This window comes from Paenibacillus allorhizoplanae, from assembly GCF_927798215.1.
GTDB classification, from domain to species: domain Bacteria; phylum Bacillota; class Bacilli; order Paenibacillales; family NBRC-103111; genus Paenibacillus_E; species Paenibacillus_E allorhizoplanae.
This window is the reverse complement of the sequence record NZ_CAKMMW010000012.1, coordinates 124,301-144,087: the sequence shown is the minus strand read 5'-3', so window position 1 is coordinate 144,087 and position 19,787 is coordinate 124,301. Positions and strand designations below refer to the sequence as shown.

Below are 19,787 nucleotides of genomic sequence, written 5' to 3'. Positions count from 1 at the left end.
TGGCCGTCTTCCATGGTTTTTTTGCAACGCGTTTTTCGTCACACAAGATTGGATCCCTATTGCCTCCCCCGTATCCTAACGGACAAGGGAGACGTTATTCCACGCTATATGCTCCTTTTTCAGATGTTACGGACAGCAGCGACGTTATCCCGCCATTTCGCTAGTCCAACAAGCTCCTTTTCACCAAATAGCGTCACACATGTCCGTTATCACCATGACTGCCAGTGTATATATGAAATAGCGGGATCCATGTCCGTTACTGACTTGCCTCTGACAACACCGCGACGTCAAAAAGACCATCCCGAACAATTTCACTTGTTCTGGACGGTCTTTGTATATCCTACTCCGCGTCGCTACCTGCCGAAGCCGCTTCTCTCATAGCTGACAGCGCTTCGTCCAAGGAATCGCCGCTTCCGCCACTTCCTTGCACTACGCCTGCCATCTCGGCACTGTATGCCCACCAGCGCACACGTACATTGCCTTGCTCACCGGATTGCTGCACTTTCACGCCAATACGGAATGTGCCCTTCTGCGGGTACGCGATCGTTCCGATCTTCACTTCAGGTGCATCAGGCTCAAACTCACTACCTTTGAACACTTCCGAAGCCCCGCCATATACGCGGTCTCCGCTAGAAAGAATATCCGAGAACGCATCGCCGCTTCGCTCTTCTAAGCTTGTGATGATTAACACATTTCCCTCGCCGAGTCCGTGTACAATTTCACCTGAATAGAAACTCTTCATCGCACGCCCGAATGGCGAAACAGCAATTTTCGTGAAGGGCTCAATTGGAATGTCGACATATCCGCTTACAATGCCGGCAATCCCGCTGCCACCGCCAGCTGGAATTCCCAAATCGAAAGACAACTCACTGATCAGAGGATTGTATTTCACATTTAACTCTGGCATTTGCCCTGGAGCCAAGGTTTTCACTTTGGACTTTGTTACGAATTGACCGGATGTTTCTTCCCTGTACTGACTAGCTTGACCGAGTCTGTACATCACGGACGTATTGTAGACGTATTCACCGAACGGTACTTGCTCAACACTTTCTATCACATAAGTCGGTCCGACTTGGATCAAACATATCTTGGCCAAATAAATGCACGGCTCCGATGGGGCTTCCAAGGATGCTTCCAAGGATTGCTTCACGAAATCCGACATTAACCGCTCTTTCACCGCTTCAGTCACGATACTAATCTCGCCAATGGATTGTACTTGCAGCTCCAGCTGTCGATCATCCAGCTTCAAAGCCCCTGTTCCTGCTTTCACACCGACTGTAGCTTTCACGGCAGCCGTACTATCGGCACGAAGCAGCACCTTCATTTCATATTCGCTCTCTTGCGCATCTTGCGGCTCTTGGAACACAATAGTCGTCCCGTTGATCGCCTCTACGCGATGAGCATCAAGCTCATATTGGAAAGACAATCTGCCAGCTTTCAACGTCTTCTCAAAGCGGAGCGTCATCTCGAACAGTTGCCCCGGATTCACATAGCGCGGTGTCGTTTGCAGGACGCGTACCTGCTTATCCTGATACAGGACAATCGTCTGATCTGACAACGTAGCCAGCGGCAAGGAAGCTGGGTCTGGTGCATCCTCACGGATAAACAGACGATAGCTTTCCAAGACACGATTATAATCATTAATTTCGTCCGAACGGACGGAAGAGTTCGCTACGGCGTGAACGGGTTCTTTTTCCTTTTCATCATAGGCAATACAGAGGTAAACGTTCTTAGCGTACTGATTGTTCGAAAAACCATCCATCATCGACAACTTCATCGTCATCGGAGACGGCACAACAATTTCACGTCCTAAGGCATCAATTGCGGCACCCATTTCGACCGAAACGGACTTCTCATCCACAGCCACAACCTGCAAGCCAGTTACAACACCAGAACCGTGTAGAAGTCGATTCATCATGCGGCGTTTATCATTAAAATACTTTTGCTCGGACTCGAAATCTCTGACCGTCAGCAGCTTCCCATAGAAATACCGATTGCGTTCAAACGGGTAATAACGTGATTTTTTCATAACGATCCCCTCACCTTCTCTGACTCAATTTATTCGATTTCGGAATCTAGTCCCAAGCGCGTATGTATATCCATTCGTTTATCACGATCCACATCAATCAGCACGGTGTTGTAAGGCATCGACGAGCGCTGATCGAGGGTTAATAAAGTAGGCTCAGACAAGTACGTATTAATACCTAGGTAGGTATGCATATCGGCATACATCCAAGGCTGCAGCACAATCAATTTACCCTCGGTATAAGCAGGTTTTTGATCTTCAATAATGTGCTCAATCACTAAGCGCTGTTCATCTGTACGCACACTTTCTGGCCTCAGTAGTACACAGAAGGTGTACGGATTATCGCCATACAACTGGGTGAAAAGCTGACGCAGCTCTGACGTTTCTTGCATTTGCTTAAATTGAAAATATTCCAATATGAATGGCTCAGCGCCCGTGTAAATGTGGAGCATATTCATCAAGCCCTCGCGCGTACCCCGCAGCTTGTATAGCTCAGGTGCCCGCTTGATCAGCTCTCTCAGTTTCTTCTCACCCCAGGCCTCGTGCTCCGTAATGGCTAGCCAACCGCCCAACCATTCCAAGTACGGCCCTGACACCGCATCTGGATCAAAATGACCCGAAATCCGATCGATCGTATCCTCCATATCGTCAAAAAACGTACTGAACATCGCTAGGAATCGCTCCAAGAAAGGGCTATGTTCCTCATCCTGCTGATACATTGGCGGCAAATACGCGATCAGTGAGGTGCGTGGGTAGTACACCCTCAACTTACGAATAAACGGAGATTTCTGCTCACTGCCGACCAGCTCCATTTTGAACCAGAGATATCGACCCTTCGCATTCATAAGCAGCGCATCCTTCGGATTCAGAATCGGCTCTGACCATAGGTCGCGCGTCGCTCTTAGCTTTTCTTTGACCGAGATATCCGGATCCGTGAAATAGCTAGTGAGATTTACGTAATCCCCATCGACCATTCCTTCACTTTCATCCGAGGCATAATACGAAAATCGAACCTGCGTCTCCTCTGGGATATCTGCTTCCAGCCGTATTTTGTGCCATGTCGTCTCGGTCTCCGTTGTATCGAGATCCGCAGAGAAGTATACGGCCTCCGGCAATTGCGTATCCTCCAGCAGCATCGTTCGAGCTCGAAGGTCCAGCAAGCTAATCTGACCGCTCATTCGATCAAACACATACAGGCGATTGCGCCCATCCCGTACTAATTTATCCGTTCGTCCTCGAAAGCCCGTCACCTTATCCAAGGGAGTGCCATTGCCGCGATATCTTAAAATAAACCGCTCCGTCACACCCTCTTGCTGCGCGTAACCGCTATCCCCTATATAGAGATTATGATTCGTATCAATGGAAATGCCGGCAAATCGCCCCTCCTGCTCCAATTGGAAATGGAACGGCTCTCGCCCATCTTCATGGAACACCGTCACCGACCGAAGCTGGTTATCCAGCAGGGCAATCGTGCCATCTGCCGCCGCAGTAAAATAGCGATCCTGCAGCTTCGAAATCGGAATCGCCTCTGGCATACAATGTACGTCATGCTCATACACACGCATCACCTCACCAGCCGAGTTCCACTGTATAATGCCAATCCGACCGTCCTTCGGCACTTCGGGACTTCCATTCATACCAACCGCAATATCCAAAGGAACCGCCATAAATAGCGTATTCGCGGTTTGAAGCTTTGTATTCAAGGAAAGCGGATATAAACTCAAACCTTCCCAGTCTTGAACCGCCCACATGGTCTGACCATTGGAGATGGAGTAGACAGCAAGTCTTCTCTCTGTGCCCTCATCGCTATCAGCGATCACAAGCAGATCCGACATTGATGCGAGCATTGCTTGTGAGCTGAATAATTCGTGACCATGGCGAAACAGTAACTCCCTGTGTCGACTTTCATCATCGTAAATCCACACATTCGCTGACTCATCTAGCAAAATTAGCTTCCGCCCAGGCCCTACCGTCATGTCGCGAATAGGAGGAATCCCTTCCAGCTCGTCCGTGCGAACGATGCGATGAATGCTGTACTTCTCCGACTGCTGAATCGAAAAGCCCTGCTCCAGCATATGAACATTCGCATCAAAGCCCTCTTCCCAATCCATTCTCTTGTTTAGCGAAAAAAACGTTTGTCCATCCTGCATCGTTCGTCACCTCTTTTCTATGGTTTGCTTACCGCCAGCCTCACCGGTACCTACAAATCCGTCTGACTGATCGTTTCGATCTCATGATTACCGGAGTAGACTAACGCATATGGCGGGATATGAATATCCCCTGCGCCATCCTTGTGGAAGCCCGTTCCCTCGGCATCGAGCCAAATGTCCTGCACATAAACGACACCTTTGATGCGGGAAATGACGCCGTAAATATCTCCCTTATACACGGTTCGCCCAAAACGCCAGCCCTCCGCGCCCTGCCCATGATCCATCGGCTGAAGCAGATTTTTGAGCTCGAGCGCGATGCGTCGTTGCTCGTTCTTATACTTCGGCTCCATCACCACCACGGCGTGGACGGTGATCTTAATATACTCCGCTGGAATGACATGCAGCTCCGTTGTCAGAAGCCGATGACGATCCAGATGCATCTTGATCGTCTGCAAGAAGCCCTTGCCAGCCTTCGGCTTATCGCTCTCGCTGTAAGGCACGACCACCACGGTCATCTGCGCCGGCGCCGATACCCGCGGGAAATCCCGCATCCCCGGCTTATACAGCGGGATCGCCTTCACCCGCGCGACGCGGAGACCCGGCGCCGCCTTCGCGAGCGCCTCGTAGTCCTCGGCGGTCACCGCGCGCGTTGGCGCAGCCAGCTCGCGCTGCACGCGCAGCTTCGCTTGCGCGAGCGTCTCCGCCTCCAGGCCGCCACGCGCCGGGAACGGATTCGTCACGTTCACGCCAGGCGAAGCCGTGAACCCCGTCACGAGGCCATCCTTCACGTTGCCTCGTACGCCGCCCCCTGCCTGCAAGGATAGGAACCGAATGTTCGGTTCCCCGGACTTGCGCGGCACTAACCCCGCTTCGTTATTCCCGAAGCGGATCGTGCCTGAAGCGGCGTCGTAGACGTAGTGGCGGTCCGTTGACTTCGAGTTATCGAAGTCATCTACGGTCGCCCAGTCGTCCCAGACAAAGCTATCTTCGCCCCGCGGACGGTAGCCGACCTGCAGCAGCATGCTGCTAGGTTTATATACGCGACCGCGGCTGATCTCAAAGGTCTGCCCAGGCAGACCTTTGCTGCCTCCCACATACCGGCTGTAGTCAAACTCAGCCGTGTAAGCAACAAGCCGTACCCGCTGCGCACCCTGCGGCGGGATACTGCCATGCACCCCGTCGCCGAAGCGAAGACGGGTCGTCCGAAGGGCCGAATCCTGCTGCAGCTCGCAGCAGAGATCATTTGGCCCGCAAGTACTTAAGTCAGCGACTGTGTGCCAGTCGCGCCAACGGCCCTGCTCATCCAGCACCTGAACGGTGTGCAGGCCGTTATAAGCGAGATACGAGCTTAGTTCGAAGCTTTGCTCTGGCTCGCCAGAGCTGCTAAAAGCCGTCACCTCGCTAAAGGTTTCCTGCTCCACTGCCTTAACCGCATTGAGCGTGATCTTCTCAATTTTGGGAGCCAGCTCGTAGCCGTCCTCCTCCAGTGTACAGCAGAGCCAATAGCGGCCACGATCATCGGCTGGATACAAGGACATCGGCTTCATTTCCGAAGTAATGAAAAACTTAAACTCCCCACTTTGCGATAGATCAACCGTGGTATCGCTCTTGGCCTCAATCGGCAGCCAACTCTCTGACTGTCCATCTCCGCCTGCACCTGCGAAGGACCAAGCTACTTTGGCTGATGAAATCATCGGTGCCAACTTTTCTGCATGATGACTTACGGTCACAGGGTAGCGGTCAAACAAATTAAAATAGATTGAAATCTCCGTGTCCAATGGCAATGCCTGATCAAAACCAAGATACAGATGGGCTCCCTTGCGGGCATCCGCACCAAAAGCATAGAAAGCAATTTTGGCCTGATTGTTCGACGTATAATCGGCAGCAGCCGTTTCCGTACGTACGAGCACCTTCTCCAGTGCAGCTGGAACTAACTGTACCGTACTCTGCGTCTCAAAACGCAAATCCATCGCAGACAGCGGCGTTCCTTTAGGGAGCACAAGCTGCTGCGTGGCGCCAGTAAACGTCACATCGCAAACTGCGGACACAGCATCGCGAGGACGAATCCCCAACAGTTTTAGAAACTTACGTTCACTGCGCTCCGTCACCCGATTTAAGTAATACTGCTGCATCTCAGTCATCCATGACATTAACTCTAGCAGCGTAATCCCAGGATCATGCTCATTCTCATCTGTCCATTCTGGAAATAGCTTCGGAATCGACTTCCGCGCCTCCATCACCATTTGTTCGAACATCCGGTCATCTAAATTAGGAATTGGCAGCACTTGTGCTCACCTCCTTAAAGTTTTTATATAAAAACTTGCTTCACAAGTATTACAGTACTTTTACAACCACTTTGTGCTTTCCGCTCACAATAATGCTATGCGGCAATGAAGGCAGACGATTCACATCCAACTCCACTCGCTCACCGTCTTCAATTTTGAATACGGTCATGTACAGCTTTTCAACATGACTGATTGTCCGAATCGATTTTAACAGCGCATAAAAGACGGAAGGATGAATCTGTGCACCAATGGCCCAACCTTTATTATCAAAATTGCCCGTTAACGGGTCAAGGAACCGATTTAATTTCTCAATCGCTTGAATTTCCGTGAGAACGACCGTATCCATTCCCTCAACAGCGACAATAGCTGAAACCGATATTTCCATATACACCGGCTCAATGACCTGCAAGCGTTCCGGGAAAGCAACCAGACTTGAGGCACGCCCCAGAATGAATCGTTCTACCTGTTTTTTCAGCTCAGGAAACGTTGAACTGCCTTGTTGACCTTCTTTGGGCAAAATAACAAGCGTCATCGCTCCGATTTCTTTCTGCATATACGCATTCCGATTCGGAATACACGTGACCTTCGCAATGTTCGGATAGGCTTCTCTAGCCAGCCACTCGTAGTCTTTGGACGAAACAGCTCGGTTACGATGCTTCAACATCTCCGGCCCTCGTACTAGCGCAGACTCCAGTTTCTCGGCTTGACAGCCGCCCGACGCAGGCTCAGGGTTATACACCTCACCCACAAAAGCAATCGAATCCTGCATCTGATTGATCTGACGAGCAGGTACATTGCCGATTTGGCCCATTGTCACCTGGTAAGTGACCTTCAATTGCTCTAGTCCGCCCTTCGGCGGGTGCATCCCATGAACACCATCCCCTACACGTATGCGTCCAAAGGTGTGGTCAATCACATAATGCCGATCTCGGTTACTCGACAGCGTCAAATCGCGAACTGAGGTCCAACGAACCCATACCTGTAGAATATTGCCCTCTGAATCGCGACGAATGTCCATAAGTGGCGTTCCAGATAACTCGTACTCGGAGATATCCTCTTCCGTAATGAACTCAGTCTCATCCACCCATACTTCCTCAGATACGATTCCTTGTCTGCTCAGTTGATATTCCATTTCTTCCAGTCCTTTGACCTCAGGTACTTCACCTGTAATCGTCTCCTGCTGGAGGACATGAACCGTATTCATATACACGCCCTGAATCGTCGGAATATGTACACGCCCCGTCACATCATCATAGATATCATCCCGATTCGTAGCCCGAATCCAGTAACCCTCTTGACCGAATAGGGAGACGCCTGCAAAATCAGATGGACCCACGAACTGCACGGTTCCGCTTTGCGTCAAGCCTTTCGTTTCATCGATAACCTTGAGTGTCACCCACTCCGGTGGAGTTCCTGGGAGCAAGCCTGCCCGCAAATACTCCCACTCTAGCATAGGGACGTCATGCTCCGAGAATCGTTGTTGTTTAATCGAGACGAATATCGAAATAGGACCTCTCACAGGCGGTGTATCAAAAGAGAAACATAGCGCTGGATGGCTGCCTTCCAAAGGCTGGAAGGGTTCAAATCCGCCTGCCAACTGACGGCTATGCTTAGTTCGTTCCTCGAAAACCGTGTTATTGAAGGACAAACAGCGTTCCGCTTGATAAAGACGATCCTCGTATTTGTACGTCAGCGCTACTTCGTCTATCCAAGGTGATAAATATAAAGCCTGTGCAATATAAGCATTTTCGATATGTAAGATACGTGCTCGGATCCAGCGGTTCTCATTCCCGTTCACATAAGTAGCTTGAAGATCAGGCGGACAGCGGAACTCAATCTCCTTGCGAACCTTTTGCTGCACGGGGTAGTAGAAGAGCTTTTCCGCCTCCTTGCCTACATCAAGCCGCACCCACGTCGTACCATTCCAGTACTCCCAAGCCACTTGAAGAACCGTCACATGCACAACAGGTGCTTTATCAAACTTGTTCTTCTTCATGACCATTTTCCAGTCAACTTGATCCGCGTTTTCCGCTCCAAAACGATTCTCAATCGCCTGCAGCCCGAAGCTCAGCTTAATATCACCATTGGTTTTCGTAAACACTTCCTGACTGCCAATATAAAAGGAGCCATACAGGGCGAATTGATCACCAAATGGATAGAACCCCGAAGGATCCGCATCAATATCATTGTAAAACATCTGATCAGGTTGAATACCGCCCGTTTCAAGTGTATCTACATAGTCTGTTTTGAAAGAGATATGATCCATAGAAAGCCTGCTGTCAGCGAGCGTCGTACTCCCAGATTGGAGTGGCTTTAATCGACACTGAATCCAGCGACCGCTTTGGCCATTCACTTCTTTGAGAGCAAGCTCTTCTCGGACACTTTTGAGCAAAATAACCCGATTACCCGTCGCCTCAACGGCATCAAATGCTTTCCAACCATCTACTGTTGCATACAGCCATTCCGTAAGCTCTGGATCTGCCAGTTGGCTGGACATGCCGAACTCCTCAAAGCGTTTCGTAGAGTTCCGGAATTCAATCTCAATCCGTGCCGGGTTGGTTACCGTGAAAAGGGAACTGTGCTCTAAGTACAAGGCATGCTCCTGCAAATTATCCCCGTCCTGAAGACGAAACAGCTTCTTCGGGAACGCATACCCGTGACGACTAGCAAGTAAGAAGTCATCCGTGATCCTGACAATGATATCCTGTTTACGACTCGTCACATAAATGCTCGAGAGCACGGCCGGCGTCAGCAAGGCACTGCGTGCCGTTTCATATAGAATCGTATCAGCCTCTATAGCAGCGGCAATTTGTGTACCCGCTGAAATAAACACAGATTCTTTCGTTCCTTCATTTAATGCAAATGTCAGGTAACTGCTAGCCGGTCTTGCTGGAAGCAGCGTGACATCGAACATATTTAGAAACGAGATTAGGTTCTTCGTCGGCACTCGATTCAATCGTTTAATATTGTCGTGAAACATATCCGCGAACATCAGGAATAAGGCTGAACCCGGATCCGGATTCTCAGGCGTAAATCGCCACTCCGGTGTATAATATGGCGCCATTTCCTTCATTTGGGCAATCAGATCAGGTATGTCTCTGGGATCAATTTTGGGAGGTTGCACAGCTCCACCTCCTCTCTGCACGTATCGTCATCGCTTCCGCATCCTCTTTCTATTTCGAACCTTCAAATAAATAAAACGGATAGACTTGGTTAAACAAGTTGTTCGTTGTACGTACCTGATAGGCAATATGAATCATCACTTTAGCGGGGTCATCCGCTTCTGGAATGGCTTTCACTTCAACCTCGTGAACCCTCGGTTCCCAGTTGCGAATGGCTTCTTCAATATTCGTTTGCAGCAAATGAAGCGTCGTATCGTCGGTTAAACCGAAAATAAATTCCTGAACGCCGCATCCAAAAGAAGGACGCATGACGCGTTCACCTTGCGTGGTGCCCAAAATGACGCGAATCGCTTCAGCGATGTCTTCCTCATACTCGGACATTCGGATTCTTCCTGTTGCAGGGTCTACTTGAATAGGGAATTTCCATCCTCGTCCCAAAAATGCTTCCGACATCTCGCCACGCCCTCTCGCTAATTGATTTTGACGCTAGTTAATTTTCACCATACTACCTTTGATGTTAATGATCCCATCTGACTTCAGATCTAGCGTTGCCCCTGCCTTCAGCGCCATGGTAGCAGATGCTTCTATGTTAATTTGCGTAGATTTAATTTTGATTTCCTTCGTGCTTTCAATGCCGACCTCGCCCTTGGCGTTCAAGGTGATCTTCGAGGTTTGGCTGACGACTGAAATTTCATTCGCCGATCCGCCTTTGATCAAAATCTTATTGTTCCCACTGGAGTCCGCAATCGAAATGCTCTGATCTTTGTCCTTGAGTTCAATAATCTGGCCTTTTTTGGTCTTCAATGTGATACTTTCGTCACCGCTCTTATCATTGAAAGACAGTTCATGACCTGATTTTGTTTTGATCATACGCAAATCATTCTTCTCTGCGGGTGTTGGCGGCATATTTTTCGGATTCCACAGCATACCAATCACGAAAGGCATCCGCAGCTCGCCTAAATGGAAGGCAACTAATACTTCATCCCCAACCTCCGGGATAAAAAGACTGCCCATTTCCTTACCGCCCATTAACGTCGCAATACGAACCCAGTCTGTCTCCGTTTCGGTTTCTTGCATCGGCAGCTTAAGCTTCACGCGTCCCATTTTATCAGGATCGGTGTTATTCGTGACCACAGCAACCATAACACCGCCAATCTTCTGACTGGCAAAATCGGATATGCCACCAATGGTAATATCGGGAGTTTTGAACATTAGACCGCATTCCCTCCCAACTGAAACCGAGTTGTATAACCTTCATCATCAAAAATATGAGTTGCTCCCGTAATATAATACGGCTGGTCGAACGTCTTGCCAACGCCACTGAGCTTGATGTAGCGCCCCGCGCGAATCTCTGGAATCCCAATGCATTCCCCGCTGCCGCTAACCAGCTTCATGGCTCGGCGATTTAATATCGCATCTGCGTAGCTTTTTGCTTCCTCCACAGAAGTTACATTCGTATACATATGCTCGATGAAATCACCTTTTGAGCCTAAAATATCCTTGCCAGTCTTGCTATTAGAACCGAGCTTCGTCACGCTGGCTGACTTGCCTTCGATGACTTTTAACTCTTTATTATCCCAAGCTCGTACGGTTACGCCCGTAATTTGCTCAGCCAAATTGTGATCTATCATTAAGCTGCGGAGAGTCTTTCCCATTTCCAACGTCATCACGGCTGTCATCGCCGTTAATGGCTTACGGAAATACAAATTCTTCCCCACAACGAAGAAATCATAGTTAACTAAATTCGCTAAATTTTGAATGAAGTGATAGTCATTGATCTGACTCTGTGAAAGTGCCGGAAATACCGTTGTCGTTGCATCCACGTTTGTTTTGAAGCCATATGTTTTGGCGATTTCTTCAACAACCTCACTGTATTTCTTCTTATTCCAAGATCGGGACTTCGTCCCTTTCATCATAAGATAAGAAATATCCATCCCACGCACAACGAGACCTGGGGCGCCGTCTTCTGGAAAATCCACAACGACAGATGTGATTTGTCCCGTAAAAACAGGTGTAAATTTGTCTACATAACCTAAACCGATATCAATGGCTTTACCTAACGTGAAGGTAGATAGCCATTGAAAATCATTCTTCGTAACATCGTACGCATTTGCTACTCGAAAAGAAAAAGAGTCCGCCGTGCCATCAATCGTTGTCTCCACACGTAGATTATCCAGTGCGATATCATCCGACAATTTCGTGCCATCCACTTTAATATCGTAATAAGGGGCGTAAAAATCACCATATTTTTTGGCCAGGTCGTCAAAGGTAAAAGAACTCGTTTCCAAATCTAAGGCCATCGGCTTAATCCAACCGCGGAACTGAAATGCGGCGTCCCGTGGCTACTTTCATTGGATTATCGATCCCATTCGCTTTGGCGATTTCTCGCCACATCGTAGGATCCTCGTACTCATTGGCAGCTATCGTCCATAGTTGATCACCTTGATTCAACATCTTTAATTTCGTCCGATCTGCCGAATGACGCGGAATTTGCTTGAGTTGATCTTTCTTGCTCAGTGTGGATTTAAACGTCACTTTCAGCTTAGCGCGAACAGGAACCCCTGTATCCAGGAACATTGTAAAATGCTGATTTACACCGACGACGACTCCCTTAAAATCCAGTGAACCCCATACGAATCTGCATAGCGGCGGTGCATGGATCTCCTTCTCCACATCGAGGAGACCTGAAATCTTCGTCGTCAACTGACGAACGTCCGTCCCCTTCTCGTAAGTGTCGAAAAAGAAATCCATGGTGAGTGTCGTCGTACCCCCGCTCACGAACTGAGCAATTGGCATGGACAGACCCGGCACTGTTTTCCAGTCGTAGTTATTGCTCGTGTCAATCGTATACTCACCTGGGTTAAACATGACTTGTACATTTTCTGTTTTACTGCCTTTGTGTACAATAATCATTGCTTTCTTAAGTGCCATAGGAATCCGTCCTTTCTGCCGTATTGAATTCATCTTAGGTTGAATGCTTGTCAGTGAAGTTAGTCGGTTTCATCGATTAACTCCACTACAATTGCCACTGGCGCGCTCGAGTTAGTCGGTTTCATCGACTAACTTCACTACAATTGCCACTGGCGCGCTTGAGTTAGTCGGTTTTATCGACTAACTTCACTACAATTGCCACTGGCGCGCTTGAGTTAGTCAGTTTTATCGACTAACTCCACTACAATTGCCACTGGCGCGCTCGAGTTAGTCGGTTTCATCGACTAATTCCACTACAATTGCCACTGGCGCGCTCGAGTTAGTCGGTTTTATCGACTAACTCCACTACAATTGCCACTGGCGCGCTCGAGTTAGTCGGTTTCATCGACTAACTTCACTACTATTGCCACTGGCGCGCTTGAGTTAGTCGGTTTTATCGACTAACTTATAGTCGATTTACTATGTGATACTTATAAATTCTTCTATTTAAATTAAAAGCTTATATTCCTCGGCGTTGCCGTTCGAATTTCATTTTTTTCTCGATTTCGCGGTATACTTTGTCCGCGATTTTGGAGATATCCAGCTGTGGAAGCTGTTTAATCAGCTCTTTCAGCTGTTCTTCACTTAGCTCTGGCGGCGTCTGATCGACCGGCGGTGTTGGTGTTGGTTCTGAGTCTGCGCTCGTTTTGGTTCGTAGCCAGTCCATGTCGAGCGGAGCGTTCGCCAGTTGACTCGTTGGGGCTTGTTTATGCTCCAGCATGCTGAGCGGTGAAGCAAGGTGATCTTGACTTGCTGATTGCATCGGCATGTTTACCATTGGCGTGCCCTGGTGGCTCGCGCCGATGGACGGCTGCTGGTTGCGGGACTGCATCGACATGCTCATCGCTGGCGTGCCCTGGTTGAGGTCGGCTTGCATGCCGCCGACGGGTCTGGCAAGCCGCTGCACCTGCGTGGGCAGCGGCTTGGTTAATGCAGCAGCAGCCCAGCCTTGGCTGCTGCTGTTCGTGATGCTGGCGCCGCTTCGCGCGCCAGCTGTTGCTGCTGCGGCTCCGCCAGAGGCAGCCGCCTGTATGAGACTGCCCGTCCCGCGGGCGGGCAGTCGGTGTTCCGCTGCGGGAGGCGAAGCCGCAGCCATTGCCGCAGGAGCAGCGCGAAGCGCTCCTGCGCTGCTCGCCAGCAGCGGCATGACACGCGGTGTCATGCTCGTGCTCTGGCGAGCTCTTGGCGCGCGTGCAGCGCGCGCGACCGAGACCGTCTCTGCGGCCCGCGAAGCGGCCGCAGGCTCTAGCCCTTGTGCGCGCTCTTCCACCTGCGCGCTCACCATAGCTCTGATGGTTTGCTCCGCCGAATCCACTTGCAAGCGTTCCGCTTCCAAGCGATTCTCCGAACCATGTGCTTCCCGCATAGGCGCGCGCTCACTGCCATCGACGACTACGCGTCTCTGAAGATGTTCGGCTTGCGCCCCAGTCCAGTTCACTGCTCCACGCTTTGGTGATGCTTCACCATCAGCCCCCTGCAATATTCCTTGCCTGATATCCTGGGCAGATGCTTTATTGATTAATTGCCTAATTCTCGTCTCGCTCGCCCGTTGAATCAGATTGCCAGTACCCATACCTGCTGTACCTTGTATCCGGTTCGAACTTTCCATCATATTCTGACTAAGCATCTGACGGTTTGTAAGATCAAAAGAATGATTAGCCGGAGATGAACCTGTTGTTCTTCCTGAAGCGCTTTGCACGGAAATTGTCGCTGAATCAACTGTTCTGACCACCCGTCTTGCAGTCTCACGTTGTCCTCCATGCTGCCTAATTTCGTTCTCAGTTGATCTTGGCACGAGATTTCTACGTACTAATTCACCCGATGCACTATGTGATTGCGCGTTATCAGCTTGATTGGCTCTTCTTACCTGAATACCATTCATACTCGCTAGTGAACGCTGAACGAGCTTTCCTACTACTGTGTTGCTTATACTTCTAGCTTGCAGAAGAAGATGTTCAATTCCATTGTTCGGTTTCAATTGCCTGCTATTCTCAACAAAAGACGGCTGTTGTACAAGCTCCCCACGCACAACCTCTCTTGCCGGATGGTTGAGTTGTGTGTCCACCTCTCCATCCATTCGGCTCAATTGGATCTGTGTAGCAGTATCGGAATTCTGTTGTTCGATATGTGTATCTATCATTCTGCTAGTTGAATTTCGATTCTGACTAACCGAAGAAGCCCGTGCTCCAACCTCCCCTGTTACAGGGTCACTAATTGGTTCAACGTTTTCAACACTATTCGGCTGTCTCTCGTCCCTCCGATCAGCATCAGCTAACCGCTGTACGTTATCTTGCTCCGCAATACTAGTCATTTCTAATGACTGCGCATCTTCTGATCCGCTTGCTCGTCTTGTTACCGTACCATTCTCGACTCGCCCGGCTCGAAGTGTAAGCTGACCTCTCACCCATGGACCAGTTGAACTTGAAATCGCAGCATCACCCTCGCTGCTTGTTGAAGATGATTGGTTGCGAGAGCTACGGGTTTGTTTTCGAGATATAAACTGTCCTAAGTCGATTCTACGCTGAATACTAGCTTGCTGCTCTTTCACCTGATTAACACGAGAAGGGCTTCCAGCTCGCCTAACTATATCAAGAGGCGTATGACTAGCTGGCTGAACGATCCCAACAACCGTTGTTTCATTTGTTGGTTTGCCAGTAGCCTGTTCACTGACACTTGATTTGATTTCTGTTGCTCTCACAGCGCTGTGAGGCCTATTCTCCCTCGACGTTGCTGTTGAAAACAGACTGCCACCGTCTTGCACCAAACTAGCTGGTTGGCGTAAGCTGCGTTGAAGCAACTGCGGGCCGTTCATGGCAGCTTTGCTTGAATTCACGAAGTTCATGCTGCTTTGTGCTACCTTTGCTGCGATTTCTGCGGCTAAGGTTTGTCTGATTGTCAGCCCTTGTGGACCCGATCCTGCATGGCCCTCTTGCAAACCAGACTGTTGTGGATCTGCCATCCTGTTGTTGCTTAATCCGGCTTGGCGTAAAGTAGTGCGCAATAGACGAACAACTTCTCTATTTTCTGTGCTTCTCTGTTGTATTGGTGTAGAAACCAACGATCCTATGGATCGAACGCTCGCTTCTGCCATTTTAGCTGCAATCTCAGCGGTTAACTTCCCAGTAGGACGTTTCTCTCTTACCACTATCCTATTGCTTTGAATCTGGTCTTCTTGCTTTATTTGTTGTTGTCTTATCTGAACTTCTTGCTGTCCTAGCGTAGTAGCAGAACGAAGGAATTCATCCCCATTCCAGCTGGACTCCACAGGAATTGCTCTTTGCGGTTTACTTTCTGATAAGTCCGACTCTCGTTGGATAGGTAGGCTTTGACTGTCTACGCTTTGATTCTCCTGCTGACGGTGCAGTCGATTACTTCCACGCAGTTCCTCTCCGTTGGAAGTTCGACTAATTCTCCTAGAAACTATGGCGGATTCTCTTAAGCCCTGATCTCTAAGCTTACTTGTTGATCTAGCCAACACATCTGCACCTAAATCAGGCTTTATTACGTTTATTGATGATTGGGTAGAAGCTCTGTTCCTTAAAACTTGCATACCATCTTTGTTTACACTATTTGTACTCCTAATGAAAGAATCGTTATTAGAAGAGGGTTGTCTTTGTATGGTAACGAGCTGCTGCAACCAGCTCTCGTTGCTTTGAATTTTCTGAGCTTTTGGACGTCTATTATCCATACGCGCAGGCTTCCTGTACACCTGACTCGGATACGCAGTCACAACCTCAACGTGTTTGGATGCTACTCTTTCTTGCTCTGGCATTCCCACAGTCTCAGAATCGGATGTCGTCTTCTCCATGGATGGCACATCCGTAGAAGCAGGCGAGATCTCTGAGGATCCAACAATTGTTTCTTTACTTGTCTGTTGTAGGCTGCTATTTTTGCGTGGTCGTCCTCTTTTTCGCTTAACAGGCTGCTCAATCGTTTGCAAAACCACGGATTCTGCAATGTCCACATCCTGCTTTTGTTGCGCTTGCTTTGCTTGGTGAACTGTCTCTACTTGAGCTACCTGCTGTTGTTGAAGGCGTGGCTCTTCTTGCCTTAGACTCACTTGAGGTTCACGTTGTAAGTCAGTTACATGGTTGTTTTGCGTTACTTGTAGCTCCGGCAATTCTTGCGGATTCTCTCTAACTTGTCGCTGATGGAAAACTTGACCTTCTCGCTCATGCACCAGATTAGTAGACTGCTCGTTCTCTTGTGAAATCTGCAACTGAGCTTGCGTAAACTGTTGATGAGCTTCCTGCTGCACTTGTGGTTCTACTCTTTGTCTCCGTTGTAACGCTTCTTGTCGCTCTTGCAACTCTTCTTGTTGTGTCCGTTGTTGGGCTCTTTGCTGCTCTAGTAATTCTTCTCGTTGTGCCCGTTGTTGCACTTCTTGCTGCTCTTGTTGAATACGCAGTTGTTCGATCACTGGAGACTGACTTGAGGCCGCTTCTTGTGGCCTTATTTCATCACGCTCTTGTTGTAATCTCTGGACTACTTCTGTTAATATTCCTTGCTCTTGCAACACTTGTGAAGATGGCTGTAGCTGAGCGGCTTCCTGTTGATCACCTGTCTTACGCCAAATCTTCGTCGTGCTCGTATCCATTTCCCTATTTCTAGAACGACTAGAACTAGATGAACCTGCAGAAGCATGCATAGATCTAGGTAAACGTGATGTTAAGCTTGCAGCATTAATCGCCATTGGTTGTAGACTGGAAGAAAGAAACCCTTTCGCAATGGACGATTCGCTTTTTCTTGTGCGTGTAGAGCCTTCCGCCTGATCTTGTTCAGCGGGTTGTAGTTTGCTCGCTTGAACATCCTGCCCTTCAGCATGTTTACTTAGTAAACTACGAATAAAGCGAACTGTACTTGGCGATGACTCTTCCGAAAAAGGACCTTCACCCAGCTTTAACGACTTTCTAAATCCGATGGTTTGGGAATCTGTAGGGCTCGATTGGGATTCCTCAGAATCACTCCTATTGTGCGAACCTTGCTGAATCAATCCGCGGTGACTTCTTGGCGCTTGCGTTACCTCTTGCAAGATCAGCTTAGCTACATTGAGAAAAGAAGGATTCGACTTCAGCATATTTTGCCCAGATAAACGGGTACCAGCAGCTTCATCGTCATTTCGGCCCAAACTTAACTTCCCAGATTGGAACTGCTCAAGCCAAACGGAAGTACTTCGAATGGCTTCCACATGCTGAGCGACGTTAGCATGCTTCGCCCTAACTGTTGTATGTCCATCCTGCTCACTTGAACGGACTAGACCGCTATCCTTGTTATCACGCAAAGCTTGTTTATATAATAAATTCACTGTTTTCTGGCTAATATTTGTTCTGTGACCTGTATGTTGAACGCCATTCACCATAGGGCTCGGTTGATTCGTCTTGTTGCTTGTAGAATGAGCTAACATACCTATCGAAGCAACGAGCTGCCTCATCGAACGCTGCATAATCGGTGAGTTTCGTTTATTAACGACGTTAATTGTTTCTTGTTTAGACTGTGCACGATTACGCTTAGCGGCATTTGCAATTTCTTGCTCAGCTAGGATTTGGCTTGCTAATTCCTTCTCCTTCTTGCTTTTACGTCCTCTCTTCTTCTTGACAGGCACATCAACGGCTGCCTGCGTTGGTTCCGAGGGCACACTTTCTTCTTCGTTATGACTTCCATCTATAAGGACTTGCTTCGGTAACCGATATCCACTTTGTGTCACTAACTTCTGAATTTGCTGAATTGTTTGCTGCTTCGTTATCAATGGTGCTGATTCTGGATGTTTCAAGCTTTGCAGCTGTAGCTGTAATTGCAGAATCCAAGCTCGATCACTCGGGTTCTTGATGGATGCTAATTCCTTATCTGTCAGCAAGCCTTTGCCTTTAAAAATCAGGGCGAACATGCCTAAATAATTTTGACGATCAAATCCATACTTCCCCATAATGCCAGTGGCAAATTGCTTCGCCTGACGAGAAGTCTGACCGACAGTTGCCATGCGTTTACCTTCAGCAAAACGTAATGAACCCTTCTTCTTGTTCCCACGGGGTTTATGCGATTGTCGAGAGTTCATGAACAATCCCCCTAAAAGTTTTGCTTCAAGCCTTCGCTAAGCTACCCTACTTATTTCTTAAAAATCGTCTTCAACCCCGCATGCACCAGCTCGATCGACTCAATCGCCACATTGGCACTGCCTGCATTGAGATCGGGTCCGTTCCATTTCACAGGAAATGCGCTTGTGAATTCCCAACGGCACATTTCTTTACCCTCGACGTTGTACAAAAGAATAGAGCCATTCTTGCGACTAATCTTGCCTTGCGCAGCATTATTGTACCAATCCCACAACTCGCTGGCGTTGCTGATACCTCTTTTAAGCACAATGTTCGGGTACTTCGTATGTTGAACCATGTAGTGAGGATGGGTGTTCAAGCCACCTTCCCAATACGGCTTTACTTCAATCTCTGACTTCATGCCTGTCACCTCGGAGAAACCTCCGACGATCAGTCCATCAAGCTCAACGAGAAAACGAAAGTTGCCGCCTACATTATGCAATTTGGATGAATTCTTTGCCATTGCTTGTTACTCACCTCTTACCGAAACACATCAAACGGATTGTCTGGCTGTTTTTTACCTTCTTCGTTCAAATTACGGTTGATGCGTGAAATTTCCTCGCACCACGTACGGCGTTCACGGTGTTCCATGGACATAATTTCATCGTGTGACCAATGAAAATAATAAGCAATGAAGCCTACTTCTTCATATATTTTGTCAATGGGGTAGCCCGTTACGCCATCTCGTCCAAAAAAGACACGTCCACATCGAACTCATGCTCACATTTGGGACAACTTGTATGAACCCTCGGAGCGTCCATTTCGTTAATCTGACGATAAAAGTTTTGTAAGAATGCTAAATCTGCTGTGAAGAACTTCTCCACGACACGTGTATCAATCGCACGCAAATCCCCTAGATTTGTAATGACACGTGTAAGCAAAATGATCGTTAAATAGCCTGGGTTTTGCTGAACACGTTGGTCACGCATCGGTAAAATTTCATCCGCAGCTGTCGCTAAGCGCATAACACCTTTTTTGTGAAGCGTGCCGTTGTCATCTACATACCCTCTAGGAAGTTCAAATTCATATTCTGTTTTGAAAGCCATGGTGTCATTACCTCCTTCGTGGTGAAAACAATTAATTCTTCTATTTTAACAAAAAGAAGAGTCAGGAACCGGAGGTATTCGCTCCGGCACCTACTCTAG

General features: G+C 48.5%; 12 protein-coding genes. All 12 read right to left on the bottom strand.

The window, feature by feature from the left end; all coding sequences use genetic code 11:
• Positions 1 to 340 precede the first annotated feature (340 nt).
• The 12 genes from L6I86_RS19900 to L6I86_RS19850 all read right to left on the bottom strand — a co-directional run bounded on the left by L6I86_RS19900 (position 341) and on the right by L6I86_RS19850 (position 19,688).
• The gene (locus tag L6I86_RS19900) at positions 341 to 2,029 is read right to left on the bottom strand and encodes a hypothetical protein (protein WP_236289902.1); all 1,689 of its coding nucleotides are present in this window, start codon (positions 2,027 to 2,029) and stop codon (positions 341 to 343) included.
• Between the two features lie 29 nt (positions 2,030 to 2,058).
• A complete protein-coding gene (locus L6I86_RS19895; protein WP_236289900.1) occupies positions 2,059 to 4,176 on the bottom strand; it encodes a phage tail protein in 2,118 nt (705 codons plus the stop codon).
• 50 nt (positions 4,177 to 4,226) lie between these two features.
• A complete protein-coding gene (locus tag L6I86_RS19890; protein ID WP_236289897.1) occupies positions 4,227 to 6,461 on the bottom strand; it encodes a putative baseplate assembly protein in 2,235 nt (744 codons plus the stop codon).
• Positions 6,462 to 6,510: 49 nt separating this feature from the next.
• Positions 6,511 to 9,585 carry a baseplate J/gp47 family protein gene (locus L6I86_RS19885; protein WP_236289895.1) on the bottom strand — a complete coding sequence of 1,025 codons (3,075 nt, stop codon included), beginning with the start codon at positions 9,583 to 9,585 and terminating at the stop codon, positions 6,511 to 6,513.
• Positions 9,586 to 9,634: 49 nt separating this feature from the next.
• Entirely contained in the window at positions 9,635 to 10,036 is a 402-nt protein-coding gene (locus L6I86_RS19880) for a GPW/gp25 family protein (protein ID WP_057309160.1), read from the bottom strand.
• Positions 10,037 to 10,069: 33 nt separating this feature from the next.
• Entirely contained in the window at positions 10,070 to 10,795 is a 726-nt protein-coding gene (locus L6I86_RS19875) for a phage baseplate assembly protein V (protein WP_056612250.1), read from the bottom strand.
• A complete protein-coding gene (locus L6I86_RS19870) occupies positions 10,795 to 11,883 on the bottom strand; it encodes a phage late control D family protein (protein WP_236289893.1) in 1,089 nt (362 codons plus the stop codon). Before L6I86_RS19870 ends, L6I86_RS19875 begins: the two co-directional genes overlap by 1 nt.
• Before the next feature lie 4 nt (positions 11,884 to 11,887).
• Positions 11,888 to 12,514, bottom strand: coding sequence for a CIS tube protein (locus tag L6I86_RS19865; protein ID WP_236289891.1), 627 nt, complete (start codon positions 12,512 to 12,514; stop codon positions 11,888 to 11,890).
• 499 nt (positions 12,515 to 13,013) lie between these two features.
• The gene (locus tag L6I86_RS19860) at positions 13,014 to 18,605 is read right to left on the bottom strand and encodes a hypothetical protein (protein ID WP_236289889.1); all 5,592 of its coding nucleotides are present in this window, start codon (positions 18,603 to 18,605) and stop codon (positions 13,014 to 13,016) included.
• Positions 18,606 to 18,655: 50 nt separating this feature from the next.
• A complete protein-coding gene (locus L6I86_RS19855; RefSeq protein ID WP_056612237.1) occupies positions 18,656 to 19,105 on the bottom strand; it encodes a phage tail protein in 450 nt (149 codons plus the stop codon).
• Positions 19,106 to 19,122: 17 nt separating this feature from the next.
• Positions 19,123 to 19,296, bottom strand: a complete 174-nt coding sequence (locus L6I86_RS35815) for a DUF6760 family protein (RefSeq protein WP_312886413.1) — start codon at positions 19,294 to 19,296, stop codon at positions 19,123 to 19,125.
• A 20-nt stretch (positions 19,297 to 19,316) separates the two neighbouring features.
• Complete coding sequence (locus L6I86_RS19850) at positions 19,317 to 19,688, bottom strand: hypothetical protein (RefSeq protein ID WP_068664310.1); 372 nt, start codon at positions 19,686 to 19,688, stop codon at positions 19,317 to 19,319.
• Positions 19,689 to 19,787 lie beyond the last annotated feature (99 nt).